Here is a 21,431-nt window from a genome sequence, read left to right as displayed (position 1 = left end):
TGATCTCGTATTCGTGCCCGTCTTGCCGGTATCGGCTGTACAGATCCAGCCGGCGACTGCTCACATCAATTGCCAAAAGCAAATGTGAGGGATCAGGTTTGTCCCTGTCATAACATTGTGTAATCTTATTCATGGGCATCCTCATAGGGTTCGTTCGTGGTGGAACAACCAAGGTGACCTCTTCTGTGAAGAACGTCAACCTTGAGGGTGCCCTAATAGTATGATTAACGCGGACGCACCTCGCCTATTCGTTGCCGTTCTTGGTTTTACGTCTCTTCTTTCGTTAGTTGCTAATTCAACATTAATCTGTGCGCCGGTTAAGCGCGAGGTCGTTATAACTCTTTCAACTATTCAGCAATTTTTTACTGATGCAAACTCCAAAATCCAATGGTAAAATTTCTAATTCACACAACGTTGAATTAACTGCCATCGGTATTCATGAGCATATTTTTAGAATTTTTAAAAATCATTTCATCAGGTTCCTAACTTCATTTTCAACGGTTTTCCTTTCATTAGTTGGTATAGTTGAAGTATTTAAATACAACCCGCAGTTTTTATCTGAACTAGAATTTAATTTGGCACTAGCAATAGTTTCCATAATCACTGCTTTTGTTTATACCGCTTATCATTATATAAACTTATGTCCAGATGGTTTTGAAGACGAGTCTGAAGAGATAAAAAAATTAGCACATCTTAAACGTCCAAAGTGGGAATACAAACTTGCTAAAAAGCTTTTGCAAGACAGACTATCCAAAATTGATAGTGAATTAGAAGACTTAATAAAAGGAAGAAAATATATTGAAATAGAAAGACAACCAGATATTGACGACTATTGGGAATGGGTTAATATTCGATTATATAACTTGGAAAGAATGGTTGATCCTATGCTACAACTACTTGTCACAGATTTACCAATTGCTATGGGTGGTAGCAAAAATAAGCCTGCATCACCAATTCAAATACTAAATACAGTTGAAAAAATTAAGACTTTGTATCTTCAGACTTATGAATTTGAACTTGAGGGTAATAAAATCGATACCCCTGATTTTTTTCGGACATTACATAAATATCAATATGGGTGGACACATGTCATTAGGGATGCAATTAATCAAATGTTCTCTTTCTTAGACGAAGTTATTCAACACGATTTTAAAATAGAAACAACTGCCGAAATAGATTTTGAAATTAAGGTTGGAGCACCAAATAATTTAGATAAGTTTACAGATGAACTAGAAAAAAAAGAGTTATAACCCGCGCATTAACGCGGACAGGCCTCGCTATTGCCTTGCCACCCTTCTAGTTATTAGTTAATCTTTCGTTTTAAAACTAACTCGACATTCCATCGCCTGCAGCTTATGCGCAATGTCGTTATAGGGCTTTTTACCTTGGCTATCCAAATGCATTAGTTTAAAAATATTTCAATGGACGATTCAGCCACAGCTTTGTTGATAATATTGGTAATAATAGGCTTTGTTTGGCTGATTCCACAAATGCGTGAAAAGATATTGATTCTATTTAGAGGTTGGATAGGCGAAAAAAAGACTACTTTCTATCTGTGGCTATCACTCAATTCGAAAGACTACCGAAAATTTCATGATGTAATCATTCCATCAGAAAATGGTACAACTCAAATTGACCACCTTCTTGTATCGCCATATGGACTGTTCATAGTAGAAACGAAGAATAAGAAAGGTTGGATTTTTGGATCTAAGGGTCAAAAAAATTGGACCCAGTCACTTTATGGAAATAACTATTCATTTCAGAACCCGACAAGGCAAACCTTTAGGCAAAAAAAGATTGTTTCTGAATTTTTAGGGGTCAATGAATCAAACGTACATACAATTATTTATTTCGTTGGGAATTGTAAATTTAAAACTGAGTTGCCAGATAACGTTATAAGATCTCGGCTAGGAAAATATATTAAACAGTTTAAGGATCGAGTTATTCCGCCTAAAGAAGTAGATCGAGTAGTCGGAGAAATTGAATACTATGTTTCTGAGTCTTCACTTACCACTAGAGATCATGTACAGTCATTGCATGAAAGGCATAATTCAACAACAGCTTGCCCGAAATGCGGTTCGAATTTAGTTGAGAGAACAGCGAAGAAAGGTCCTAATGCTGGTACGAAATTTTTAGGATGCGAAAACTACCCAAAATGTCGCTTTACAAAGGATATATAACAAAAACTATGGCGCCCTATAACCCGCGCATTTATTAGACTACCCTACCGAGTTGTAATCTGCAAAAAGGTCTCTCATATTTAACAATACCAGCACAGCGGGAGACAGGCTAGCCCTCCCCCCGGTGGTACGTAATAATCTGATCAACAAAATGATTAAAATAATCTGTGCCATCTGAAATATTGGCCAGCCCTACCGGCAGGACTATGAGTCTCGATTTGACAGGCAAAAAAATGCGGCATAATACTTGACAAAGTCATAGCATTCAAGCGGACTCCCGTATGATGGGGCTCAGCACCTCGCCCCCGATGCGTCGGGGCCACTTTTCTGGCTTTTTCCCTTTTCGTTCATTATTTATCAACTCAACATTCATTCGCGTGCAGCTTATGTACAGCCTACGTAGCCGTGCTACTTCGGCGTAGTAGTTCGCAAGGTCGTTATACGGCTTAAGATAAACTTCAGTAACAAGATTGGAGGGTAACATGACACAATATATCGACGGATTTGTACTTCCTGTGCCTCGCAACCAGTTAGAGAGATATAGAGAAGTTGTTGAAAAAGTTGCGGAAATTTGGAAGGAACATGGTGCACTCGATTACTCAGAATATGTTGGTGATGATTTGAGTTTGGAGGGCACCCGATCTTTCACTGATGTGACAAACGCAAAAAAGGATGAAGCCATCATCTTTGGATGGGTTGTATTTGAATCTCGTGAGGCGCGCGATCTTGCAAATGAGAGAGTCGCGGCCGACCCAAGGATGGCGGATTTGATCAATCCACTGACTCATACTACAAGGCCGATTTTTGATGCTGAACGGATGGTGTATGGAGGCTTCCGGTCGTTCGTTCAATCATCCAGTCAGAGCGCCGTATAGCCCGCGCTTTAACTCGGACGTGCCTCGGCCCTTCCCTGCCAATTTTTAGTTTCTCATCTGTAGTATATTTTGTTTTAAATCAGCGTTGGCCTGCACGCAGCTTATGCGCAAGGCCGTAAGGTACACTCAAAGTAAAAGCAATTCGATAGAATTTCTTGTATGTAAAAAAATAGATTTCAGTCTTTTCTAAATACTCAAAAGTAACTTCTTCGGTTCTGAAGCAATGGTTTAGTCTTAATGCATCTGACGATACCGAGGGCATTCGGGTTTCCGTCGGTAGGCGGACACGGTATTAGTTGGGGCCAACAGGTTTAGCGAGTCCCGACAGCTGTCGGGATGCCCCGTACCTGCTTCTTGGTTAGTATATGCCAAACGCCTTTAGCTAATTCCTTGTCAACCACTGCTCTCACTACCGAGCGACCGCTTCTACGCTTAATTTTTCGATAAAACCTTTTGACGACTTTGTAATGGGTATAGTCGATATTTGTTTTATGTAGATCTATGTCTGAGTAAATCATCGAACCCTCCGTTGTCAGATTTTGGTTATCATCGACAATCTACTTTGACGGGTCCTTCCAGTAAAGATCAAAGACTTCAAGTGGACAATTTTGCGATTTTCGGCCCAATAAAGTTGGGCGTCTCGCCACTTTAGCCATGAGCCATTCTTCACAAAAAAGTTCGATAAACTTTTTATTCAGCCGAAATATTTAAACGACTTTATTGGATTTTTTTGGATTTATAGAATGGGATTCCACATGCCTATGTGGTGATCTTCAGGATGAAAGATATTTCTTTACGGATGATGAAACGTTCATCAATAATATGTTAGGCCACATGAAGGCACACAGGAGGTCTAACTTAAAATAAATTGTGCCAAATTAAGGAGAGCATTATGGAAAAACTAAAAGGTGATATTGGCGAAGTCTTACAGAAAAGCATCGAGACTGAAGAAACAGTTTCAGATTGCGTAAATTTCAACTTTGACGTCAAGATATTTAGCGTCAAGGGCAAGTTCTGCAAATCTGGAATTATTGACGTTACAGTTACAATAGCCGGAGTTCAAATACAACACTTACACGTGGATCTTTCGGACGGTGAGTACTGCAACAAAGTAAGTGTTGGCGTCGAAGAGGTGAAGTATTGTTTTTATCTGAAGGGAAGTTGCCTTTACACAAAGGGCTACGTCGACGGATGGTTACATCCTAAACAACCTTGGGATGAAAAAATAGTCTGTATCTAGATGTAGTTGAGTCCTAACAAATAATTCCAGCGGACGGCGTTGGCTTCCGCTTAACTTCGTTCCCAATCACCCGGTTGGGAATACCATAGCGGGCCACCCGATCCGCATAAAAAGGCTCTAAGGTATTTCTTTATCCTTGCGAAGTAGGTCTCCGGAGATTCAGGCTGATTAAGTCAGATAATCGACTCGGCGTCTCCGCCCAAGATTGAGCGTAGTTTGTAGTCTCGTTTCCTTCAGACTCCCGGTTACCCGGAACGCCCTTGCGGCTTACTAATGATTCAGGAGCCTAAAGCCTGCCCATAAGGGATTTTTAGCCTCAAGATTAATGGCTTACATTAGCGTAAGCCAAGACAGCCATGCCGGACACACACGCACTAGCACCATGCCGTTATACCCACAAACACCACTTGGAAGTTGATTATGTAGGCCAAAGATTTTATTATCAGCCTTCATTATCCACTTCAATAAAGCAGAACGAAACCAATCATGGGTTTTGGAATAATAGATATGCGCCAAGTAGACCGGTTGAAAACAACCTGTTAACTTGTAGCGTATAAACACCCCAAAAAATTTAGAACTTCTCCATTCTAACAGGTAGCCTTGCCATGTTACAATGGGAGGGGAATATTCTGCTTTCAGTAATAAGCTAACTTAGCGGAGCTTTATCGGGATTGACAGCACTGATGATTAATAGCTGAATATCAGTGCCTCTCCTCTCTTACCTATACGCTATGATAACAGGAATCAGCTCTTCTTTTCACCCAATTCCTAATTTATCCAGCGTATATCGTATTATGAATAATCTCAAGTATACCCAAAACTTCTTAAATGATCCTGCTATTACAAAAAAGATGATTAATCATGCCCAAGTCACTGGTAACGATATGGTTATCGATATCGGAGCCGGTAAAGGAGCTTTGACGAGTCCACTTTCACGACAAGCTGGAAGAGTAATAGCTGTAGAACTTGACAACAATTTAGCAAGCTCGTTAAAAAAATCATTTGGTAATAATCCAGATGTGAAAGTTCTCCACTTAAACTTTCTCAATATGCCTCTGCCTAACAGTAGCTTCAAAGTAGTTTCCAATATCCCATACAATATTACTGCAGATATATTTGGGCAACTCTTGGATGTTCCACAGACATCTTTTACTGGTGGCGTTATAAATATCGAGTGGGGAGCTGCCAAGCGATTTACCGAGCACTCCACAGACCCAAGGACTATAGGATGGAATACGTGGTACGATATCTCAATCGTTAACCGTGTTTCTCCAGAAGTATTCTCTCCGGCACCCTCTGTACAATCAGCTATGGTAAAGATAGATCAGAGAACAAAGCGATTGGTCAATCCACACGAGTATTACAACTATATAGCTTTTGTGGCTTCATTGCTCGAAAATCCCAAAATGCGTATGAGAGATGTACTTAAACGTATTTTCACCTGGAACCAAATCAAACGAATTAGCAGAGATGCTGGCATAAATCGTAACTTCCCCATTGCAAATCTCACGTTTTCTCAGTGGGCCCATTGTTTCAATACGATGCAAAAATTAATTCCAAAACGGATGCACCCGGTGATGCCAGATAAATATAAAAAGTACTATAAACGTTAGCTTTGTTTTGAAATAAGGTTTTAACAAAATTTGTTTTCAAAATACATTATGAAATATTCTAACAATGTGGGTACAACCCACGCATTAAACGGACGCACCTCGGTGAGGTGCGTCCGTTTTGTTTTTCCGGCGAACAAGTAGTAAACTGAAAATTGAATTTAAATCAAGGTGTGCGCCGCTTATACTAAATGTCGTCAGGTGGCTTTGCCCAAAAAATTAGCTCAAGAAATCTTCTTGAAATTTTAACGTCTATAGTTTAAAGTTTTAAAAAGAGGTTTTTATGAAGATCAGAGTTTACGATACCAAAAATGCTCCGAGGTGGCTTCTAATTAAGGTCCAGAATTTGAAATGACGCTTCTACTATTTATAGTTGGTTTAACCTTTCTTATTCTGGGAGCAGAATTACTGGTCCGCGGGGCATCGAAAATAGCAACTGCCCTAGGAATTTCTCCACTTGTTATCGGCTTAACAGTTGTGGCATTGGGAACAAGTTCTCCAGAGTTGGCAATTAGTATTAATGGGGCTTTGTCAGGGCAGGCCGATATCGCTCTGGGTAATGTTATAGGAAGTAATATATTCAACATCCTCTTTATTTTAGGTCTGTCTGCTTTAATAGTCCCTCTCTACGTTTCCCAACAACTGATTCGTTTCGATGTTCCGCTAATGATTGGGCTTTCGGTAGCGGTATTATTTATATGTCTAGATCAAATGCTTACCCGATTTGATGGCTTATTACTAGTAGCTTGCTTAATTATTTATATTGTTATATTAGTGGTTTTAAGTCTTCGAAATCGTTCAAAAGAAAATGGGGCTGACTTAAAACCACAGGAGAAGTCTACTTTCCAGGATGAAGAAAACTGGATAATAAATATTGTTTTTGTAGTAATTGGTCTGGCCCTATTGGTTTTGGGATCACGATGGTTTGTTATGAGCGTTATCACTTTTGCGAATTATTTTGGGATTAGCGAATTGATTATTGGACTTACAATTGTTGCTGCTGGTACTTCAATGCCTGAAGTGGTGACATCGGTTATTGCAGCTATTCGAGGAGAGCGTGATATTGCAGTTGGAAACGTTGTAGGTAGTAATATATTCAACATTCTGGGAGTTCTCGGTGTATCAACTATTCTAGCACCTTCAGGCATACCAGTTTCAGAAGCAGTAATTGGGTTTGATATCCCAATAATGATAGTGGTTGCAATTTCTTGTCTACCCATATTCTTCACTGGTGGTACAATCAATAGATGGGAAGGTGCTTTATTTTTGAGTTACTACATTTCTTATACCTTGTACCTTGTATTTAATGCAACGCAACATGACTTGCTCCCGATTTTCAATTATATAATGTTGTATTTTATAATTCCATTATCAGTAGTAACAATCATCGTTGTAGTGTTTCAGGAAATGTACGTAAAGAGTAAAACGCCACCTAACCAGGTGAATTAAGCGGATAGGCCTCGCCTGTTCTTGCCCGCTTGCCATTAACCTTTCATTTGTAAACAATTTCAACGCTTCGGCGCCTGCCCTTGTGGAATCCCGCAGAGCGGGGCCACAAAGTGGCATTCCACAGGGCCTTCAGCTTATGCGCAAGGCCGTTATACTACTCCAGCCAATAGTTTAGGTCTCATGACTTCATTCTAAATAGGGATTCAAAATATTTATATAGGTATTTTATTTATTATCAGCTATTTTATTAAAACGATAAGTTCATTGATTGAACTCCAGTAACGCAAGTGGTGATCGTTTTCTACTAACTCAGCCAACGTACAATGAAACGATTAACCGGAAGTATCTTCTTCCTCATATCAACCTTTCTGGTGTTATTACCTGGTGATCTCTTTGCTCAAGATTTGAATAATCCGGAATTCGCTCTGGGCAAGGTACAGTTTGAGGTATCCTGTTCCGAGGAAGTTATTTCGCCCTTTAACAAGGCGGTTGCCTTACTTCACCACATGACCTATCCACTGGCAAAAGAAGCCTTCGAGAAGGTAGCCGCTATGGATCCTAATTGCGCCATAGCTCACTGGGGAATTGGAATGACGTTATTTCAGCCGCTCTGGCCGACCCGGCCGGGACCAGAAGAATTAAAGGAAGGCTGGGAATCGGTTCGTAAAGCTAAATCTTTAAATCCGCCAACCCGTCGTGAACAACTTTTTATTGAAACTACCGAGGCTTTTTACCGGGACCCAATGGATTCAAATTATTGGGAACGCATCGGCCGGTGGGCTGAGGCTACCAAAAAACTTTATGACCAATTTCCGGATGATCCTGAGGTAAAAGCCTTTTTTTCACTTTCTTTGCTATCCGCGGGACAGCTACAAAGAGATAGACTTGATTACAACAATCGAGCTGCAGAAATTGCTTTGTCTATACACGCGGAGAACCAGTTTCATCCGGGGGCTATACATTACCTGATTCATGCAAATGATATCCGGGGGCGCGAACAGGAATCTCTGGACGTGGTTGAAAGCTATGGTGCTATCGCCCCGCGTAACCCACATGCGCTGCATATGCCAACCCATATTTTTACCCGCTTAGGCCATTGGGATAAGGTTATCGAAGGGAATCGCCAGGCCGCCGAAGCTGCTCTTGAACATCCGGCAGGTGACAAAGGACAGTTCATTTGGGATGAATATCCCCACGCCGTCGAATATATGGTCTATGCTTACCTACAGCAGGGTGATGATGAAGCAGCTTCTGCACTACTTACAAATATGCAATCTAAAGAATCCCTTCACCCAACTTTTAAAACGGCTTTTCACCTATCTTCTGCGCCTGCACGGTACGCACTCGAACGCCGGGCTTGGCTCGAAGCGGCTGGTTTGATTCCCCGTGCCTATAATGCCCTTGCTTGGGACGACTTTCCCTGGCCGGAGGCGATAACATGGTTTGCACGCGGCCTCGGTGCAGTCCACAATAACGACCTTGAGGAGTCAAAACGTGCGGTTTCACGGATCCGCGAACTTGAAAAGATAGCACACCAGGCGGGTGAGGACCTGTTTAGGAAGCAAATTAAAATCTTGCAGCTGGGCCTTTCTGCCTGGCTTGCACATGCTGAAAACAAAGAGGCATTGGCTGAATCATTAATGCGGCAGATGGCGGATCTTGAAACTTCGACAGCTAAGCATCCCGTTACCCCAGCCCCGACGCTACCTGCACTTGAGCTTCTTGGAGACCTCCTGATGGAACAAGGTAAGCACGAAGAAGCCTTGGCAGCATATAGAGAGACACTCGCGTTATATCCCCGTCGTTTTAATAGTCTGCTTGGTGTTGCACGCGCGGCACGAGCACTTGAGAATCAGCAAATAGCTGCGGAGTTCTATAGTGCCTTAATAAAAATAGGTGCAGATGGATCAAATCGCTCAGGATTGGATGAAGCTCAGAACTATCTTCAATCAGGTATCAAAAATAAATAACTCAAGTAGATTTAGTATTTAGGTTGCGTTACAACCGCGCTTCAATCGGACATCCTTTCCCCTCTTTCGTTTTTTTAGCTAACCTTTTTATTACAGGTAGTTTCAGGGATCCATCGCCTGCTGCTCAAGCAGAAGTCTGTTATACTGCTTTTCTTACAATAAGCGCCCCTTCTATTTAGTTTCACTTTGAAACCAAATTAATTTCAAATTGCTATACCAACAAATATCACAATCCGGGATATACCCGACGAAGTCTATGCCAAAATAAAGAAACAGGCAGAACTACATCATCGAAGTATTAACAGTGAAGTGATCGTCTATTTGAAAAAATTAGTCCAAAGCAACCGACGAGACCCTGATCAAATAATTACCCGTGCTAAAAAACTTAAACAGAAAGCAAAAGGCAGCCTTTCTATGGACGAAATTCAACAAGCGATTGATAAGGGACGTCCATGATTGTTGTCGATACGAATGTAATTGCGAGCATGTGGGTACCAAACGATATGGACGAGTGGGTTTATAAGGTACTTAAGAAAGATGATGATTGGGTTGTCCCTCTTCTCTGGCGATCCGAATTCAGAAATGTTCTATCGATATATTTACGGAAGGAAATTTTAGAATTATCGGTTGCTTTGCAGGCCACAGAAGAAGCCGAACAATTTATGGATACCAATGAATTCGAAGTAAACTCAACACAAGTTATGATTCTTGTTTCAGATTCATCCTGTTCGGGCTACGATTGTGCATTTGTGGCCTTTGGCGTGTTGGTTGCCGTAGTGGAATTGGTTTCGGGGCAAACGTATGAGGATTTTCTGATCCAACACTTTTTTGAACCGGCGGGGATGTCGCATACCGGATCCTACGGGCAACATGGCGGGCATGCACTTCGAGAATTTACTGTGGGTGCGGGACCTGAAATTATTGGGCTCCCCAATATTCCGCCCAATTGGGGTCCCACCCCCTGGCTGGTCAAAGGCAGTGGCGGCATGTATTCTAACCTGGATGACCTTCTGAAATTTTACCACTTTGTGCGCTCAGATCAATTGCTTGATGCTCGGTATCAGCACTTCTTCAGACAGCTCAGCGTAAACCTGGACGGATCTATGCGGGGATTTGAGTTGTTCAGTATTGCTAAACCCAACGGTGACACGGTGTATCTCTTTATAAATAACAAAGGAGAAACCGGGGCTTTACGAAAAGTATCCCAAGCCCTGGAACAGTTTATGATGGATTGAAACGAGGACTGTCGGAGGACGAAACACATAATTATTATAGGGATCTCCCCTCTTTTAGTATTCATACACCGCTAATACTAATTTTTGCTTTTTAGTGCACTTCTCTCCAAATTATTATTGATGCGCCTCTCGCTCAAGCACTGAGCCCGTATACCTTAATAATTGGTAGTGGATGTTTCTCGTGAAGTCACGGATTTTTCTTATCACCATTTTTCTAACTGTTTCTGTGGCATTATTCAATGGTGGATATGCCCAGATCCCGGAAAAGGCAAAAAGATCTTCTCAATGGAAAAAATTAATCCAAATGCTCCGAAACAACTTTCAGCTTTTGCTTTCCTTCTGGGAAAATGGAACTGTAAAGTTACCGTGAAACAAGAAGATGGAACAACTGTGAAGCTTCGTGCCACCTGGCAAGGACAAACTATTTTGGATGGATATGTAATTGCGGATCAGTTTAGGATGGTAGACACGAAAGAAGACCTGGTGATGCTCGGAATGAATTACCGAGCCTACAATTCAGAAACTAATACCTGGAATATGAAATGGCTTGAAGCCTTGTCCGGTACATGGCTGGATTTGGGAGCTCAAGAACTGGGAGGTGTCCAACTTACTGATACCACTATCACATATAAGGCGGAATATAAACCCGGTGAGCTGCATAGGATTACCTTTTCCGACATAACTGAGAATCATTTTAGGTGGAGTGTCGATATTTCAACGGATGGAGGACAACAATGGAATAAATCGGTAATGGTTATTCAGGCAAACCGAGTTCCAGAATCCTAAGTATCAGTTTAAGCTATCACAGGCACCTCAGCCCAGCAAAAAGATTTACTTCTTCTGTGGGAAGTACACTACACCATTTTAAATAGCTAAAACCTCGTAACTAATCTCTCTAAGGGGAGTATACAATCATGAAATCTATCTACTTTCTATACCAATATCATAAATACTGATCATTTCTCCGGCATGGAAAAAACACTGTGTATCCTGTCATTATTTCTTTTTACTAACCTTTTGGCTTCGGCTCAAGATAAAGCCGTACCAGCATTTTATTGCCCTCCCTGTGATTGCCAAGCCCATGAAGATGACGAAAAATTTAACGCAAGCGGCACCTGTCCCCATTGCGGAATGGACTTGCTGCCGGTGCAAAACAAAAACCACGCTGCTGTATCTTAGTTACAGCATTTCAATAAATCCTCTTTCCAAACCTTTCGCTGGCGACCAGGTTCGTTGATCACCCTCAGATTACCTGCCAAATGTAAGAAAAGCTGTACCGATATCCACAGATACTGAGCTCCTAAAAAGCCCCAACCATAGTTAAGTTTGAGTAGCCATAACCAAATGACTGGAGAACAGAAGTTTACATTTCAATTATTTTTTGTAGATTGAAATATCCATCATAAATAATTTTGCTTATGCCTTTATTCATGGATTATCATATCGTTTCTGATATTAGCATCGATGCGGTAAAACGGGGGCATATGGCAGACAGGTCTGTACAGGATAAATACGGCGTCAAGTATATTCAATTTTGGGTGAACCAGGAAGCCGGTACGATCTTTTGTCTCATTGAGGCACCTGATAAGGAGTCCTGCGAAGGAGTTCACCAAGAAGCTCATGGAAATATCGCCTGCAATATTGTAAAGGTTGAAAGCGGCTTTTATAAATTGTTTATGGGGGAATCACATCAGCTGGATCATGGAATTGTATTGGGGAAAAACGGCGATTTAGACAAAGCATACCGCTTTGTGCTTGCGATTAATATTTGGGGGATTACAAAAGCTGCAGGTTCGAATAATATGAAGCATTTAATCATTCCCTACAAACCCAAAAAACTGATTCGGCAAATTATTCCTTCTTATGAGGGAAGAGAGATTAAAAACCCTGACTATGATGGTATTCTGTGCGTCTTTACTCAAGCTGAAGAATCGATGGATTGTGCCATCGAAATTCAAAAGGAGTTATTAAAACGGATTGATAAACAGGAGGATGAATCCTGGAATATCACCTTCAAAATCGGGATTGGAGGTGGCCAGCCGGTAACGATGAGCGACCAGTTTTTTGAGCAGACGGTAGTGCTTGCCCGACGGCTTAGTTTAATTGCCGATGACGGAGAGATTGTTGCATCGAATATCGTTAACAAATTCACTACAACAGAGGAGAAACCTAAAAGCAGAACAGCATTAAAAGCGATACAATTGGCAGAAGAAGAGTTTCTCAAAAAGCTTTTTGATATAACAGAGAAAAATCTCTCCGATAATGCCTTTAATGTTGAAAGACTCTGCCATGAAATTGGCATCAGCCGTACGCAGCTCTACAGGAAAGTTAAGGCTACGACCGGACGTTCTCCGGTTGCATTTATTCGTGATTTACGCTTGAACAGGGCCCTTTCACTGATCAAAGAAAACAGATACAATCTTAGCGAAATAGCCCTGGAAATTGGGTATAACAATCCCTCCTATTTCTCAAAATGTTTCCGGGATAAGTATGGGGTTAATGCTTCCAATGTTGCTGTTTAGTTTCACAAAATTGGTTCTGTAGAATTACAGAGAGAGACTTTAAAAGTATTAGTACATAACCTGATTTTGAGAGTTATATTAAAAAAATAACACTCTTAACAATTACTACCATGCCTTTATACATGGATTGTCATGATACGCCGGGAATAAAAATTGAAGAAGCCGAAAAGGCTCATTTAAAAGATTTAGCTGTTCAGGAGAAATTTCATGTAAAATACCTGGCATATTGGGTTAACGAAGACAGTGGCAAAGTTTTCTGTTTGATGAAGGCCCCAAACAAAGAGGCCATTCATAAGACACATCTTTTAGCAAATGGGATAAAAACATGCAATATTGTGGAAGTGGAGGGAGGGCTTTACTCAGCCTTTATGGGGAAAGACCTGAGAAACAGAGAGGATTTAGTTGTAGATGAAAACGGAACACCAGATGGTGGATATCGATTTATCCTGAACCTGGATATCATCGCCGTCACCCGGTTGTCTGACTTTATTGATTTTGATGAACTAAAACTACCCCGGAAACCACGTGAAGCTGCGGAACGATTCATTTTAAAAAACAATGGTAACGTTGTAAATCAATTATCTTATGATCGAGTCATTGCTGTTTTTAAAACACCGGAAAGCTGTCTTCTTTGTGCAAAAGAAATCCAGGAAGAATTTCTCTCCCACAAAGTTGAGTATACATCCAATGAATGGAACTTCAGGTTCACAATGGGCTTGTGTATTGGAGAACCTGTTACTACTACTGACGACCGGATTTTTCAACAAGCACTTAATCAGAGTATGTGGTATTGTAAAATTGCTGAAAATGGTAAAATTGCACTACCGATTGAATTTCAAGAGATAAGCGTATTATGCCGAACAGAAATGGATATGCCCGATATTACAGTAATCGACAAGTCTGACCAGGATTTCATTCGGCAGTTGTTTGACCATATAAATGTGAACATTTCTAAAGACAATTTTACAATTGCCAAATTAAGCAGAGAGATGGGATTGAGCAGGGCACAATTGTATCGAAAATTAAATTCTATGTCTAATAGCTCGCCGGTTCAATTTGTCCGGGACCTCCGATTGAAATATGCACTTAACCTCATTAAAGAAAAAAAATTAACCATATCAGAAATTGCATATGAATTGGGATTCTCTAACCCATCCTATTTTGCCAAATGTTTCAAAAAGAAGTATGGTATTTCTCCCTCCAAAATAAAAGTTGAAGTGTAATTAATACAGCAAAAACGAAGCTGTAGCCCCTCTCTCCCCAGCTTTTTGTCTGCTTTTTAAGCCATGCAACAAATGTTGCATTATTTGAAACATATGAAGTGGAAGAGAACCCCAAACGGCAGTATATATAAACCAACACCAATTATTAACTGCCTAAACAATCATAACTATGAACTATTTATATAAAATTACTCTGATGTGTGCCCTTATCTCTTGTTGGGGATTAACGCCCCTTCAGGCCCAATCCGCAGACGGCATTATGACAGAATACCCGGAAGAAAAAGCCGAGATCATGCAGACGTGGAATGAAATTGTGGAGAGTATCAAAGATGGGGATGTAGACAAATTAATCTCTTTCCATGCATACGGCCCCAAATTCACTGAATTTAAACAAGGTGCACCTCGGAACGGTGGCGAGGAAAATGAGGCCTTTGAACGCGGAGTGTTTGGAAGTGTCCAAGAAGTTGTAAAAATGGACGGAAATAATATGAAAATTGCTATATATCACGGGAATGTAGCTGTTGTCACTTTTCATTCAGACTTTCATTTGAAATTTGAAGAAGACCAGGCGGTCATCAACGATCAGATAAGCTTGGTATTTGCTAAAAATGATGCTGGAGAATGGAAAATTGTACATGAGCATCACTCCCCGCTTAGTCAATCATAGGGAAAGATTCGTTCTACTGCTCGGTTAATACACAATAACAGGAATGAAAATAAGTGGGGGTACCCTTTTAGGAGCCCCTGATAATTAATCACTTAAATAACGAGGGAGAAACCCATGATAAATATTGAAGCATTGCAGTCAACGTTTAGAGGTCGTCTCATTCAACCAGACAACTATGATTATGATGAGGTACGACAAGTCTGGAACGGATATATTGATAAACATCCCGCCCTGATCGCACAGTGTTCCGGTACAGCTGATGTGATAGATGCGGTAAAATTTGCACGAAAAAATGATATAGAAGTGTCTGTTCGTGGCGGGGGACATAATGTGGCCGGAAGCGCGCTTTGTGATGACGGAATGGTGATTGACCTGTCTCAAATGCGTGGAATACATGTAGATCCCTCACAGAAACTGGCTCGAGTGCAAGGCGGAGCAACCTGGGGGGATCTGGATCGAGAAACACAGATATTTGGGTTAGCTGCTCCCGGCGGTGTGGTATTTACAACAGGAGTTGCCGGACTTACCCTGGGGGGAGGATTGGGATGGCTTCGAAAAAAACATGGGCTCAGCTGTGATAACCTGCACTCAATTGAAATGGTAACAGCCGATGGCAAATTACTTACAGCCAGCCAAACCGAAAACCAAGATCTTTTCTGGGCGCTGCGCGGTGGCGGCGGAAACTTTGGGATTGTCACCTCCTTTGTATTTCATCTTCACAACGTGGGTCCCACTGTAATGATGTGTGCAATCATGTACCCCATTGAAATTGCTGAGAATGTATTGTCTACATGGAGAGATTTTATGATATCCTCGCCGGATGAAATCAGTTCTCAGGCCTTATTCTGGGCGGTACCGGATATCGATGCTTTTCCCGAAGAGGCAAGGGGAAAACATGTCATCGTCATCTCTGCCATGTATGCCGGTGATCCGGATGAAGGTGAAAAGGCATTCCAAGAACTACGAGAAATTGATACCCCTGTTCTGGATTTGAGTGGTAAGATCCCCTATACAACAGCCAATTCCATGTTTGATCCATTTTTCCCAAAACATGAACGATACTATTATTTCAAATCACAGGATCTGGCCTCCCTAAATAAAGAAACGAGAAGTGCTCTTATTGAAGGAGCTAAAAACAGACCGGTGCCATCGATGTTGTTGGCTATATGGCATTATGGCAGAGAGATGAATCGAATTGCCAGCAAGGATACGGCATTTGGAAGCCGGGATACAACATTCCTACTGAGTGTAGATTCCATTTGGGATGATCCGGCTGACTCTGAAAAAGTCATTTCATGGTCGCGAGCATTCCTGGATAAAATGAAGCGTTTTTCCAGAGACGGGATGTATGTGAATTTTTCCGGATTCGGGGAGGAGGGCGATGACTTGGTTCAGAAAGCGTATGGGGATAACTATAATCGGTTAGCTAAAATTAAAGGCAAATACGATCCCGATAATTTCTTCCATCTGAACCAAAACATAAAACCTCTTTCCAGCTTATTGAAATAAGTATTTATTTTAGAACAGTTGCATCAACCAATAATAATTGCTTGAAATAATGTTTATGGAATTCACTTGTAATCTTTCTATTAAATTTCAACTCCTGTTAGCATTTGGTACGCAGGAAAAACCTCTTACATATGAAAAAGCATACGCTACCCAAATGTATGATCTATTTATTTTTTGTAGGGTTCCTGACCACCGAAGTAGTAGCGCAAGTTCAGGTCAAGGGAACCGTAGTTGATGGGGAAGGTTTGCCGTTGCCTTCAGCAAATGTACTGATCCTGAATGAAACCGATTCTGCGTTAGTAAAGGGGGCTATTTCGGATGAACTCGGGAATTACCAGTTTTTGGATATAAACCACGGGTCTTATATAATCTCAATCTCAATGGTTGGATTTAAAACCCATGAAGAACTTCTCCTTATTGAAGAATTAAACAATGAGCAATTTAGCATCAAAAAAATAACTCTTGAAGAGTCAATTGAACAACTTGGAGAGGTAGTTAAAACAGCCAGGCGACCCTTATATGAACAAGAAATAGACCGTCTGGTCGTAAACGTTCAACGGAGTGTCACTTCTTCGGGCAGTAGCGCATTGGAGGTCTTGGAAAAATCTCCCGGTGTTCAGGTGAATCGTCAAAGTAGTGATATATCACTTAACGGGAAATCGGGGGTCTTGGTAATGATTAATGACAAAACCGTTCGATTACCACTGGAATCTATTATCACCATGCTTAATGGCATGAACGCAGCGAATATAGAAAAGATTGAGCTAATAACAACACCTCCTGCAAGGTATGAAGCTGAAGGTGATGCAGGAATCATAAATATCGAGATGAAAGAATATTCTGACCTGGGATATACCGGCACATTGGGTACAAATGTTGGATATAACAGTGCCGAAACCCTTGGTGGAAATTTTGCATTCAGTCTCAGGAAAAAGAAATTGGCCTTCCTTTTAAATTATTCCATCAACTACAACAACTCTGAAGAAATTATGTTTGGCGAAAGGTTCTTGACCCAGGATGATTTTACCCAGACCATCCGCAGCGAAAATTTCCGCGATCCTATTACAACCGTGCAGAATATTTCGGTGGGTTTTGAATATACTTTAACTGAAAAAACGAATGCTGATCTTTTATTGACAGGATTCCAAAGAAATTGGGATACTTCAGATATTTCAGAAACCCTGGATCATTCCAGCCCCAGCTCTATGCTTATTATGGAGCAACGTATAAATGAAAAGAACTTGTGGAGAAATGGGATCGTAAATTTTGGTGTTGATCATTCGTTCAGTGAAGATAGATCACTAAACTTTGACTTGGATTACCTGTATTATAAAAACAGCAACCCATCCACTTACCGGAATGAAGTGATTACAGGAAATTTATCTCCAACGGACCCTGATGCTATCAACGTGGAAAAAGAAACTCCAATTAACATTTGGGTTGCCAGGCTCGATTATAAACACACGATATCCCCAAAGCTAACGCTTGAATCGGGAATGAAAAGTACTTTTTCTGACTTTTCTAATGACGTTAGGGTTACCGACAATATTAATGGCAATATTGTGGTTAATAACGCCTTTACAAATAAGGCTAATCTGGATGAATATATCGGGGCTGTATATTTTTCTACGAATATAACTCCTACTGATGGCTTACAAATAAATAGCGGGATTCGCTACGAGTATATCAACCGAAATTTAAACTCGGTAAGTGAAGGAAATGTAGTTGACCAACATTCAGGTCGCTTATTTCCAAGTTTATTTATCCAAAAGAGTATCAACAAAGATAATAATGTAAATTTCTCTTACAGCCGAAGAACCACCCGTCCTACCTTCTTGGACCTGGCACCTTTTGTTTTTTTTGTTGATCCAAAGACTTTTCTATCAGGTAATTCAAACCTGAAATCCGCCATCAGTGATGGATTTAGTTTGGGGTACTCCAGAAAACAATTTTTGGTCACTCTTTCTTATACACACAGCAACGATGAAATTGCTCAGTGGCAGCCTGCAATAAATACTCAAACCAATGAACAAACCTATAGTACTCAAAATTTAGACTATTTAGATACCTACTCACTGACAACAAGTTTCCCCCTGGAACCGCTGGCTTGGTGGAGCCTGCGTATCAGTGCTACCGGTAGATACCAATTTTACCGCTCCGCACACTTGCAAGATAATTTTTCCGGAGAGGCGGCTGGATTCAATTCAAATGTCGTGAATACGATCGATCTGCCAAAAGATTTTTCGTTTGAAGTGTCCGGCTTTTACCAGTCAAAGTCAGTTTGGGGCATTGCAAGGTCCAGACCCCAGGGGGCTTTAAATCTTGGCTTACAAAAAAAGATAGGAAACGGTCAGGGTACACTGAGATTATCAGCCACAGATATCTTAAATACCAATATATTGCAAGCTAACAATGATATTGAAAGTTCCAATATTAATTCTTTCTGGAGGTATAACTTTGATGCCAGATCAGTTGCTCTTTCTTTTACATGGAACTTTGGCAGTAATGAGTTTGAAAAAATCGAAGTAAAGTCTGGGTCTCAGGAAGAGCAAAATAGAGTTGGAGTCAATTAATTTTATTATTAGCTATGATGAAATTCAATTTCCCGACAAGTAACCAAGTAATGATATCTCTGCTATCTAACCAACTATAATTCACGACTGGTAAATTTCTGAGAGTATTTTAATCGTTAGCTTGGTTACCCCTCTTCCAAAGGCCGGAATGTACAGGTAAATTTGAAAGTAAATTCAAAAGTCGCTCAATAAGATTAGACCGTTTCTGTTATTAAGTAGAAGCTATCCCCTCCTATACTGCAAGTTCGACGTACTTCATTTTAAACTACCCTGACTTCAGTAAGGGGCCACTATTCGATACAATCATAGCAGACTTTTCATTGACCAGCAAAATCAACTCTGATATTATTATCCACGTATTGATTATCAATTCATTATGGTAATAACTATATGACGGCTGGAGCGGAAATCAGCTCAGACAAGTGCTGGATAGCCTTACAGACATCGTTGAGGAGTATTATCCCGCCTCTGTGTAATCCTGTAACTGATCAGCCTTCCTGCAATTGTGATGTCACATGTATGTTGAAAAATTCCTGTCTCATTATTTAATATGGATATTAGTTATACTTTAGGTATTTATCATCGACAGAAAAGACTATTGGATAAATAATGAGTTACGATTTTAAGAGGTATTTAAAAGGACATGCAGGTGTAACAGAAGAGCAGTCAGAACGGCTTGCAAAAGACATCTATAAAAGATCTCTTGAGGCGAATGAACTTTTATTAAGTAAAGGGGAGATATGTAAGAATTTCTTTTACGTTGAAAAAGGACTCCTTCGGTTTTATTCAATCGATAGTGCAGGTAAGGAACATATTTTAGAATTTGCCCCTGAAAAATGGCTTGTTGTTGACAGGGCGAGCTTTTATTTCGATGAACCTTCCGAATTCTACATCGATGCTATTGAAGAAACTACGGTCACGGTATTAGATGAAGAGTTCATCAATATCGCTTCTGAAATAAGTCCACAGTTTAGAAAATATAATGAGCGTATCCTGCAGAACCACATTCGTCACCTGCAAAAAAGAATTGGACAGCTGATCGGAACCAGTGCTAAAGAACGATATTTAGACTTTATCGAACAATATAAAGATGTAACCGCTCGGGTTCCTCAATGGATGATTGCTTCATTTTTAGGGATAACACCCGAAAGTTTGAGCAGAATTAGAAGAGAACTATCAAAATGAATAACACTCATCAGAGGCCAAACTTTAGGAGAAAATCGTTACACCTGCTCTCAATTCTTACCATACATCAATGCGCTTTAGTAAATAAATTCATACCATCCTTCTAGTGCTTGAATGTAGAACTATAGATAACAATATAGACTGTGATGTGTGTCGGTACATCCCGGATCTCAATAATCCGGATAGTTAGTTGTTAAAGCAGAATGAACTAAAATACTCTAATTAAATCCAAATAAACTAATCGTTATGAATGACACATCGAAAGGTATTCATCATATAACTGTTTTGGCAGGAAATGCACAACGTAATGCTGATTTTTATGTAAAATCGTTGGGAATGCGATTGGTAAAAAAATCCGTAAATCAGGACGACCCCGGTACCTATCACTTATTCTATGGAAATGCTGAGGCTTCACCGGGTTCCGGTCTTACCTTCTTCCCCTGGCCCATGGCTCGGCAAGGGAAACCGGGTCTGGGAGAAGCCGTTAAGGTTGCCTTTGCGGTACCAACGGGATCAGTAAATTTTTGGGCCGAACGTTTTGGAGAAGAAGGCATTGATTTCGACGGTCCCTATGATCGGTTTGGACAACAGGCCATCAGTTTTAAGGATCCGGACCACCTGCAGCTTGAACTGGTTTTCGATAAGCAAGCCGAACAACTGCCCGGCTGGGAAAAAGGTTCTGTGCCTGCCCAACACGGCATCCGAGGCTTTAGAGGTACTACCCTTCGCCTGAAAGAAACCGAACCAACAGCTAATGTCTTGGAAAATGTGTTTGGATTTCAGGAAACGGACAGTACCGAAAACACCCGGCTTTACACAACAGATGCTCCTATTGGGGGATCGGTCATTATCGAGGAAGGAGAAGAAAAGCCGTCCGCCAATGGACGTGGCATCATCCACCATGTAGCCTTTCGGGCCAAAGATGATGACGAGCTTTCGTCCATGCGTAAGCAGGTACTGGAGATGGGACTCTCCCCCACCGATGTTATCGATCGGCACTGGTTCCATTCGGTCTATTTTAAATCACCGGGCGGTGTGCTGTTTGAAATTGCAACCGACGGTCCCGGCTATGCGGTGGATGAAGACGCGGATAAACTCGGCCAGAAACTCATTCTCCCCCCCTGGCTTGAACCACGACGAAAAATGATCGAAAAACGGTTACCGGAAATCAACGTATAATAATTTAGAATCTT

General features: G+C 40.9%; 20 protein-coding genes. 18 read left to right on the top strand and 2 right to left on the bottom strand.

The features are described from left to right. The first annotated feature begins 368 nt into the window (after positions 1 to 368). Together J6I44_RS19000 and J6I44_RS18995 are read left to right on the top strand one after the other, a co-directional pair. Positions 369 to 1,250 carry a hypothetical protein gene (locus J6I44_RS19000; RefSeq protein ID WP_265767790.1) on the top strand — a complete coding sequence of 294 codons (882 nt, stop codon included), beginning with the start codon at positions 369 to 371 and terminating at the stop codon, positions 1,248 to 1,250. Positions 1,251 to 1,421: 171 nt separating this feature from the next. After that, a complete protein-coding gene (locus J6I44_RS18995) occupies positions 1,422 to 2,180 on the top strand; it encodes an NERD domain-containing protein (protein WP_265767789.1) in 759 nt (252 codons plus the stop codon). Between the two features lie 265 nt (positions 2,181 to 2,445). Here J6I44_RS18995 and J6I44_RS18990 read toward each other — a convergent pair whose 3' ends face one another. Then, positions 2,446 to 2,664 carry a hypothetical protein gene (locus J6I44_RS18990; protein ID WP_265767788.1) on the bottom strand — a complete coding sequence of 73 codons (219 nt, stop codon included), beginning with the start codon at positions 2,662 to 2,664 and terminating at the stop codon, positions 2,446 to 2,448. On the opposite strand from J6I44_RS18990, the gene J6I44_RS18985 reads away from it, so the two are divergent. Further along, on the top strand, positions 2,663 to 3,055 hold the full coding sequence (locus J6I44_RS18985) for a DUF1428 domain-containing protein (RefSeq protein ID WP_265767787.1): 393 nt from the start codon (positions 2,663 to 2,665) through the stop codon (positions 3,053 to 3,055). The genes J6I44_RS18990 and J6I44_RS18985 overlap by 2 nt on opposite strands. A 311-nt stretch (positions 3,056 to 3,366) precedes the next feature. On the opposite strand, the gene J6I44_RS18980 is transcribed toward J6I44_RS18985, so the two are convergent. Further along, a complete protein-coding gene (locus J6I44_RS18980) occupies positions 3,367 to 3,573 on the bottom strand; it encodes a hypothetical protein (RefSeq protein ID WP_265767786.1) in 207 nt (68 codons plus the stop codon). A gap of 374 nt (positions 3,574 to 3,947) precedes the next feature. On the opposite strand from J6I44_RS18980, the gene J6I44_RS18975 reads away from it, so the two are divergent. The 15 genes from J6I44_RS18975 (at position 3,948) to J6I44_RS18910 (ending at position 21,417) form a co-directional block, all read left to right on the top strand. Further along, on the top strand, positions 3,948 to 4,295 hold the full coding sequence (locus J6I44_RS18975; protein ID WP_265767785.1) for a hypothetical protein: 348 nt from the start codon (positions 3,948 to 3,950) through the stop codon (positions 4,293 to 4,295). Positions 4,296 to 5,089: 794 nt separating this feature from the next. Then, a complete protein-coding gene (erm, locus tag J6I44_RS18970; protein ID WP_265767784.1) occupies positions 5,090 to 5,908 on the top strand; it encodes a 23S ribosomal RNA methyltransferase Erm in 819 nt (272 codons plus the stop codon). A gap of 348 nt (positions 5,909 to 6,256) precedes the next feature. Then, on the top strand, positions 6,257 to 7,354 hold the full coding sequence (locus J6I44_RS18965) for a calcium/sodium antiporter (protein WP_265767783.1): 1,098 nt from the start codon (positions 6,257 to 6,259) through the stop codon (positions 7,352 to 7,354). Positions 7,355 to 7,677: 323 nt separating this feature from the next. Continuing rightward, positions 7,678 to 9,324, top strand: coding sequence for a tetratricopeptide repeat protein (locus tag J6I44_RS18960; RefSeq protein ID WP_265767782.1), 1,647 nt, complete (start codon positions 7,678 to 7,680; stop codon positions 9,322 to 9,324). Between the two features lie 207 nt (positions 9,325 to 9,531). After that, positions 9,532 to 9,780: a FitA-like ribbon-helix-helix domain-containing protein gene (locus J6I44_RS20960; RefSeq protein WP_350356721.1), complete on the top strand. Its 249-nt coding sequence runs from the start codon at positions 9,532 to 9,534 to the stop codon at positions 9,778 to 9,780. Further along, positions 9,777 to 10,559 carry a serine hydrolase gene (locus J6I44_RS18955; protein ID WP_265767781.1) on the top strand — a complete coding sequence of 261 codons (783 nt, stop codon included), beginning with the start codon at positions 9,777 to 9,779 and terminating at the stop codon, positions 10,557 to 10,559. Before J6I44_RS20960 ends, J6I44_RS18955 begins: the two co-directional genes overlap by 4 nt. 285 nt (positions 10,560 to 10,844) lie before the next feature. After that, positions 10,845 to 11,345 carry a hypothetical protein gene (locus J6I44_RS18950; RefSeq protein WP_265767780.1) on the top strand — a complete coding sequence of 167 codons (501 nt, stop codon included), beginning with the start codon at positions 10,845 to 10,847 and terminating at the stop codon, positions 11,343 to 11,345. Between the two features lie 183 nt (positions 11,346 to 11,528). Further along, positions 11,529 to 11,738, top strand: coding sequence for a heavy metal-binding domain-containing protein (locus J6I44_RS18945; RefSeq protein WP_265767779.1), 210 nt, complete (start codon positions 11,529 to 11,531; stop codon positions 11,736 to 11,738). A 239-nt stretch (positions 11,739 to 11,977) separates the two neighbouring features. Next, positions 11,978 to 13,081 (top strand): nickel-binding protein, encoded by a 1,104-nt coding sequence (locus J6I44_RS18940; RefSeq protein WP_265767778.1) that lies wholly within the window; start codon positions 11,978 to 11,980, stop codon positions 13,079 to 13,081. Positions 13,082 to 13,191: 110 nt separating this feature from the next. Further along, complete coding sequence (locus J6I44_RS18935; RefSeq protein ID WP_265767777.1) at positions 13,192 to 14,304, top strand: nickel-binding protein; 1,113 nt, start codon at positions 13,192 to 13,194, stop codon at positions 14,302 to 14,304. A 169-nt stretch (positions 14,305 to 14,473) separates the two neighbouring features. Then, positions 14,474 to 14,971 carry a YybH family protein gene (locus J6I44_RS18930; RefSeq protein ID WP_265767776.1) on the top strand — a complete coding sequence of 166 codons (498 nt, stop codon included), beginning with the start codon at positions 14,474 to 14,476 and terminating at the stop codon, positions 14,969 to 14,971. Between the two features lie 114 nt (positions 14,972 to 15,085). After that, positions 15,086 to 16,480, top strand: coding sequence for an FAD-binding oxidoreductase (locus J6I44_RS18925; RefSeq protein ID WP_265767774.1), 1,395 nt, complete (start codon positions 15,086 to 15,088; stop codon positions 16,478 to 16,480). A 131-nt stretch (positions 16,481 to 16,611) separates the two neighbouring features. Further along, positions 16,612 to 19,053: a TonB-dependent receptor gene (locus J6I44_RS18920; RefSeq protein ID WP_265767773.1), complete on the top strand. Its 2,442-nt coding sequence runs from the start codon at positions 16,612 to 16,614 to the stop codon at positions 19,051 to 19,053. A 609-nt stretch (positions 19,054 to 19,662) separates the two neighbouring features. Beyond that, positions 19,663 to 20,238 carry a Crp/Fnr family transcriptional regulator gene (locus tag J6I44_RS18915; protein ID WP_265767772.1) on the top strand — a complete coding sequence of 192 codons (576 nt, stop codon included), beginning with the start codon at positions 19,663 to 19,665 and terminating at the stop codon, positions 20,236 to 20,238. A 246-nt stretch (positions 20,239 to 20,484) separates the two neighbouring features. Beyond that, entirely contained in the window at positions 20,485 to 21,417 is a 933-nt protein-coding gene (locus J6I44_RS18910) for a ring-cleaving dioxygenase (protein ID WP_265767771.1), read from the top strand. The last annotated feature ends 14 nt before the right edge of the window (positions 21,418 to 21,431 follow it).

It is taken from the genome of Fodinibius salsisoli (assembly GCF_026229185.1).
In the GTDB taxonomy this organism is placed as follows: domain Bacteria; phylum Bacteroidota; class Rhodothermia; order Balneolales; family Balneolaceae; genus Fodinibius; species Fodinibius salsisoli.
The sequence above is the reverse complement of the archived record's forward strand: the minus strand, read 5'-3'. Positions and strand labels throughout refer to the sequence as shown.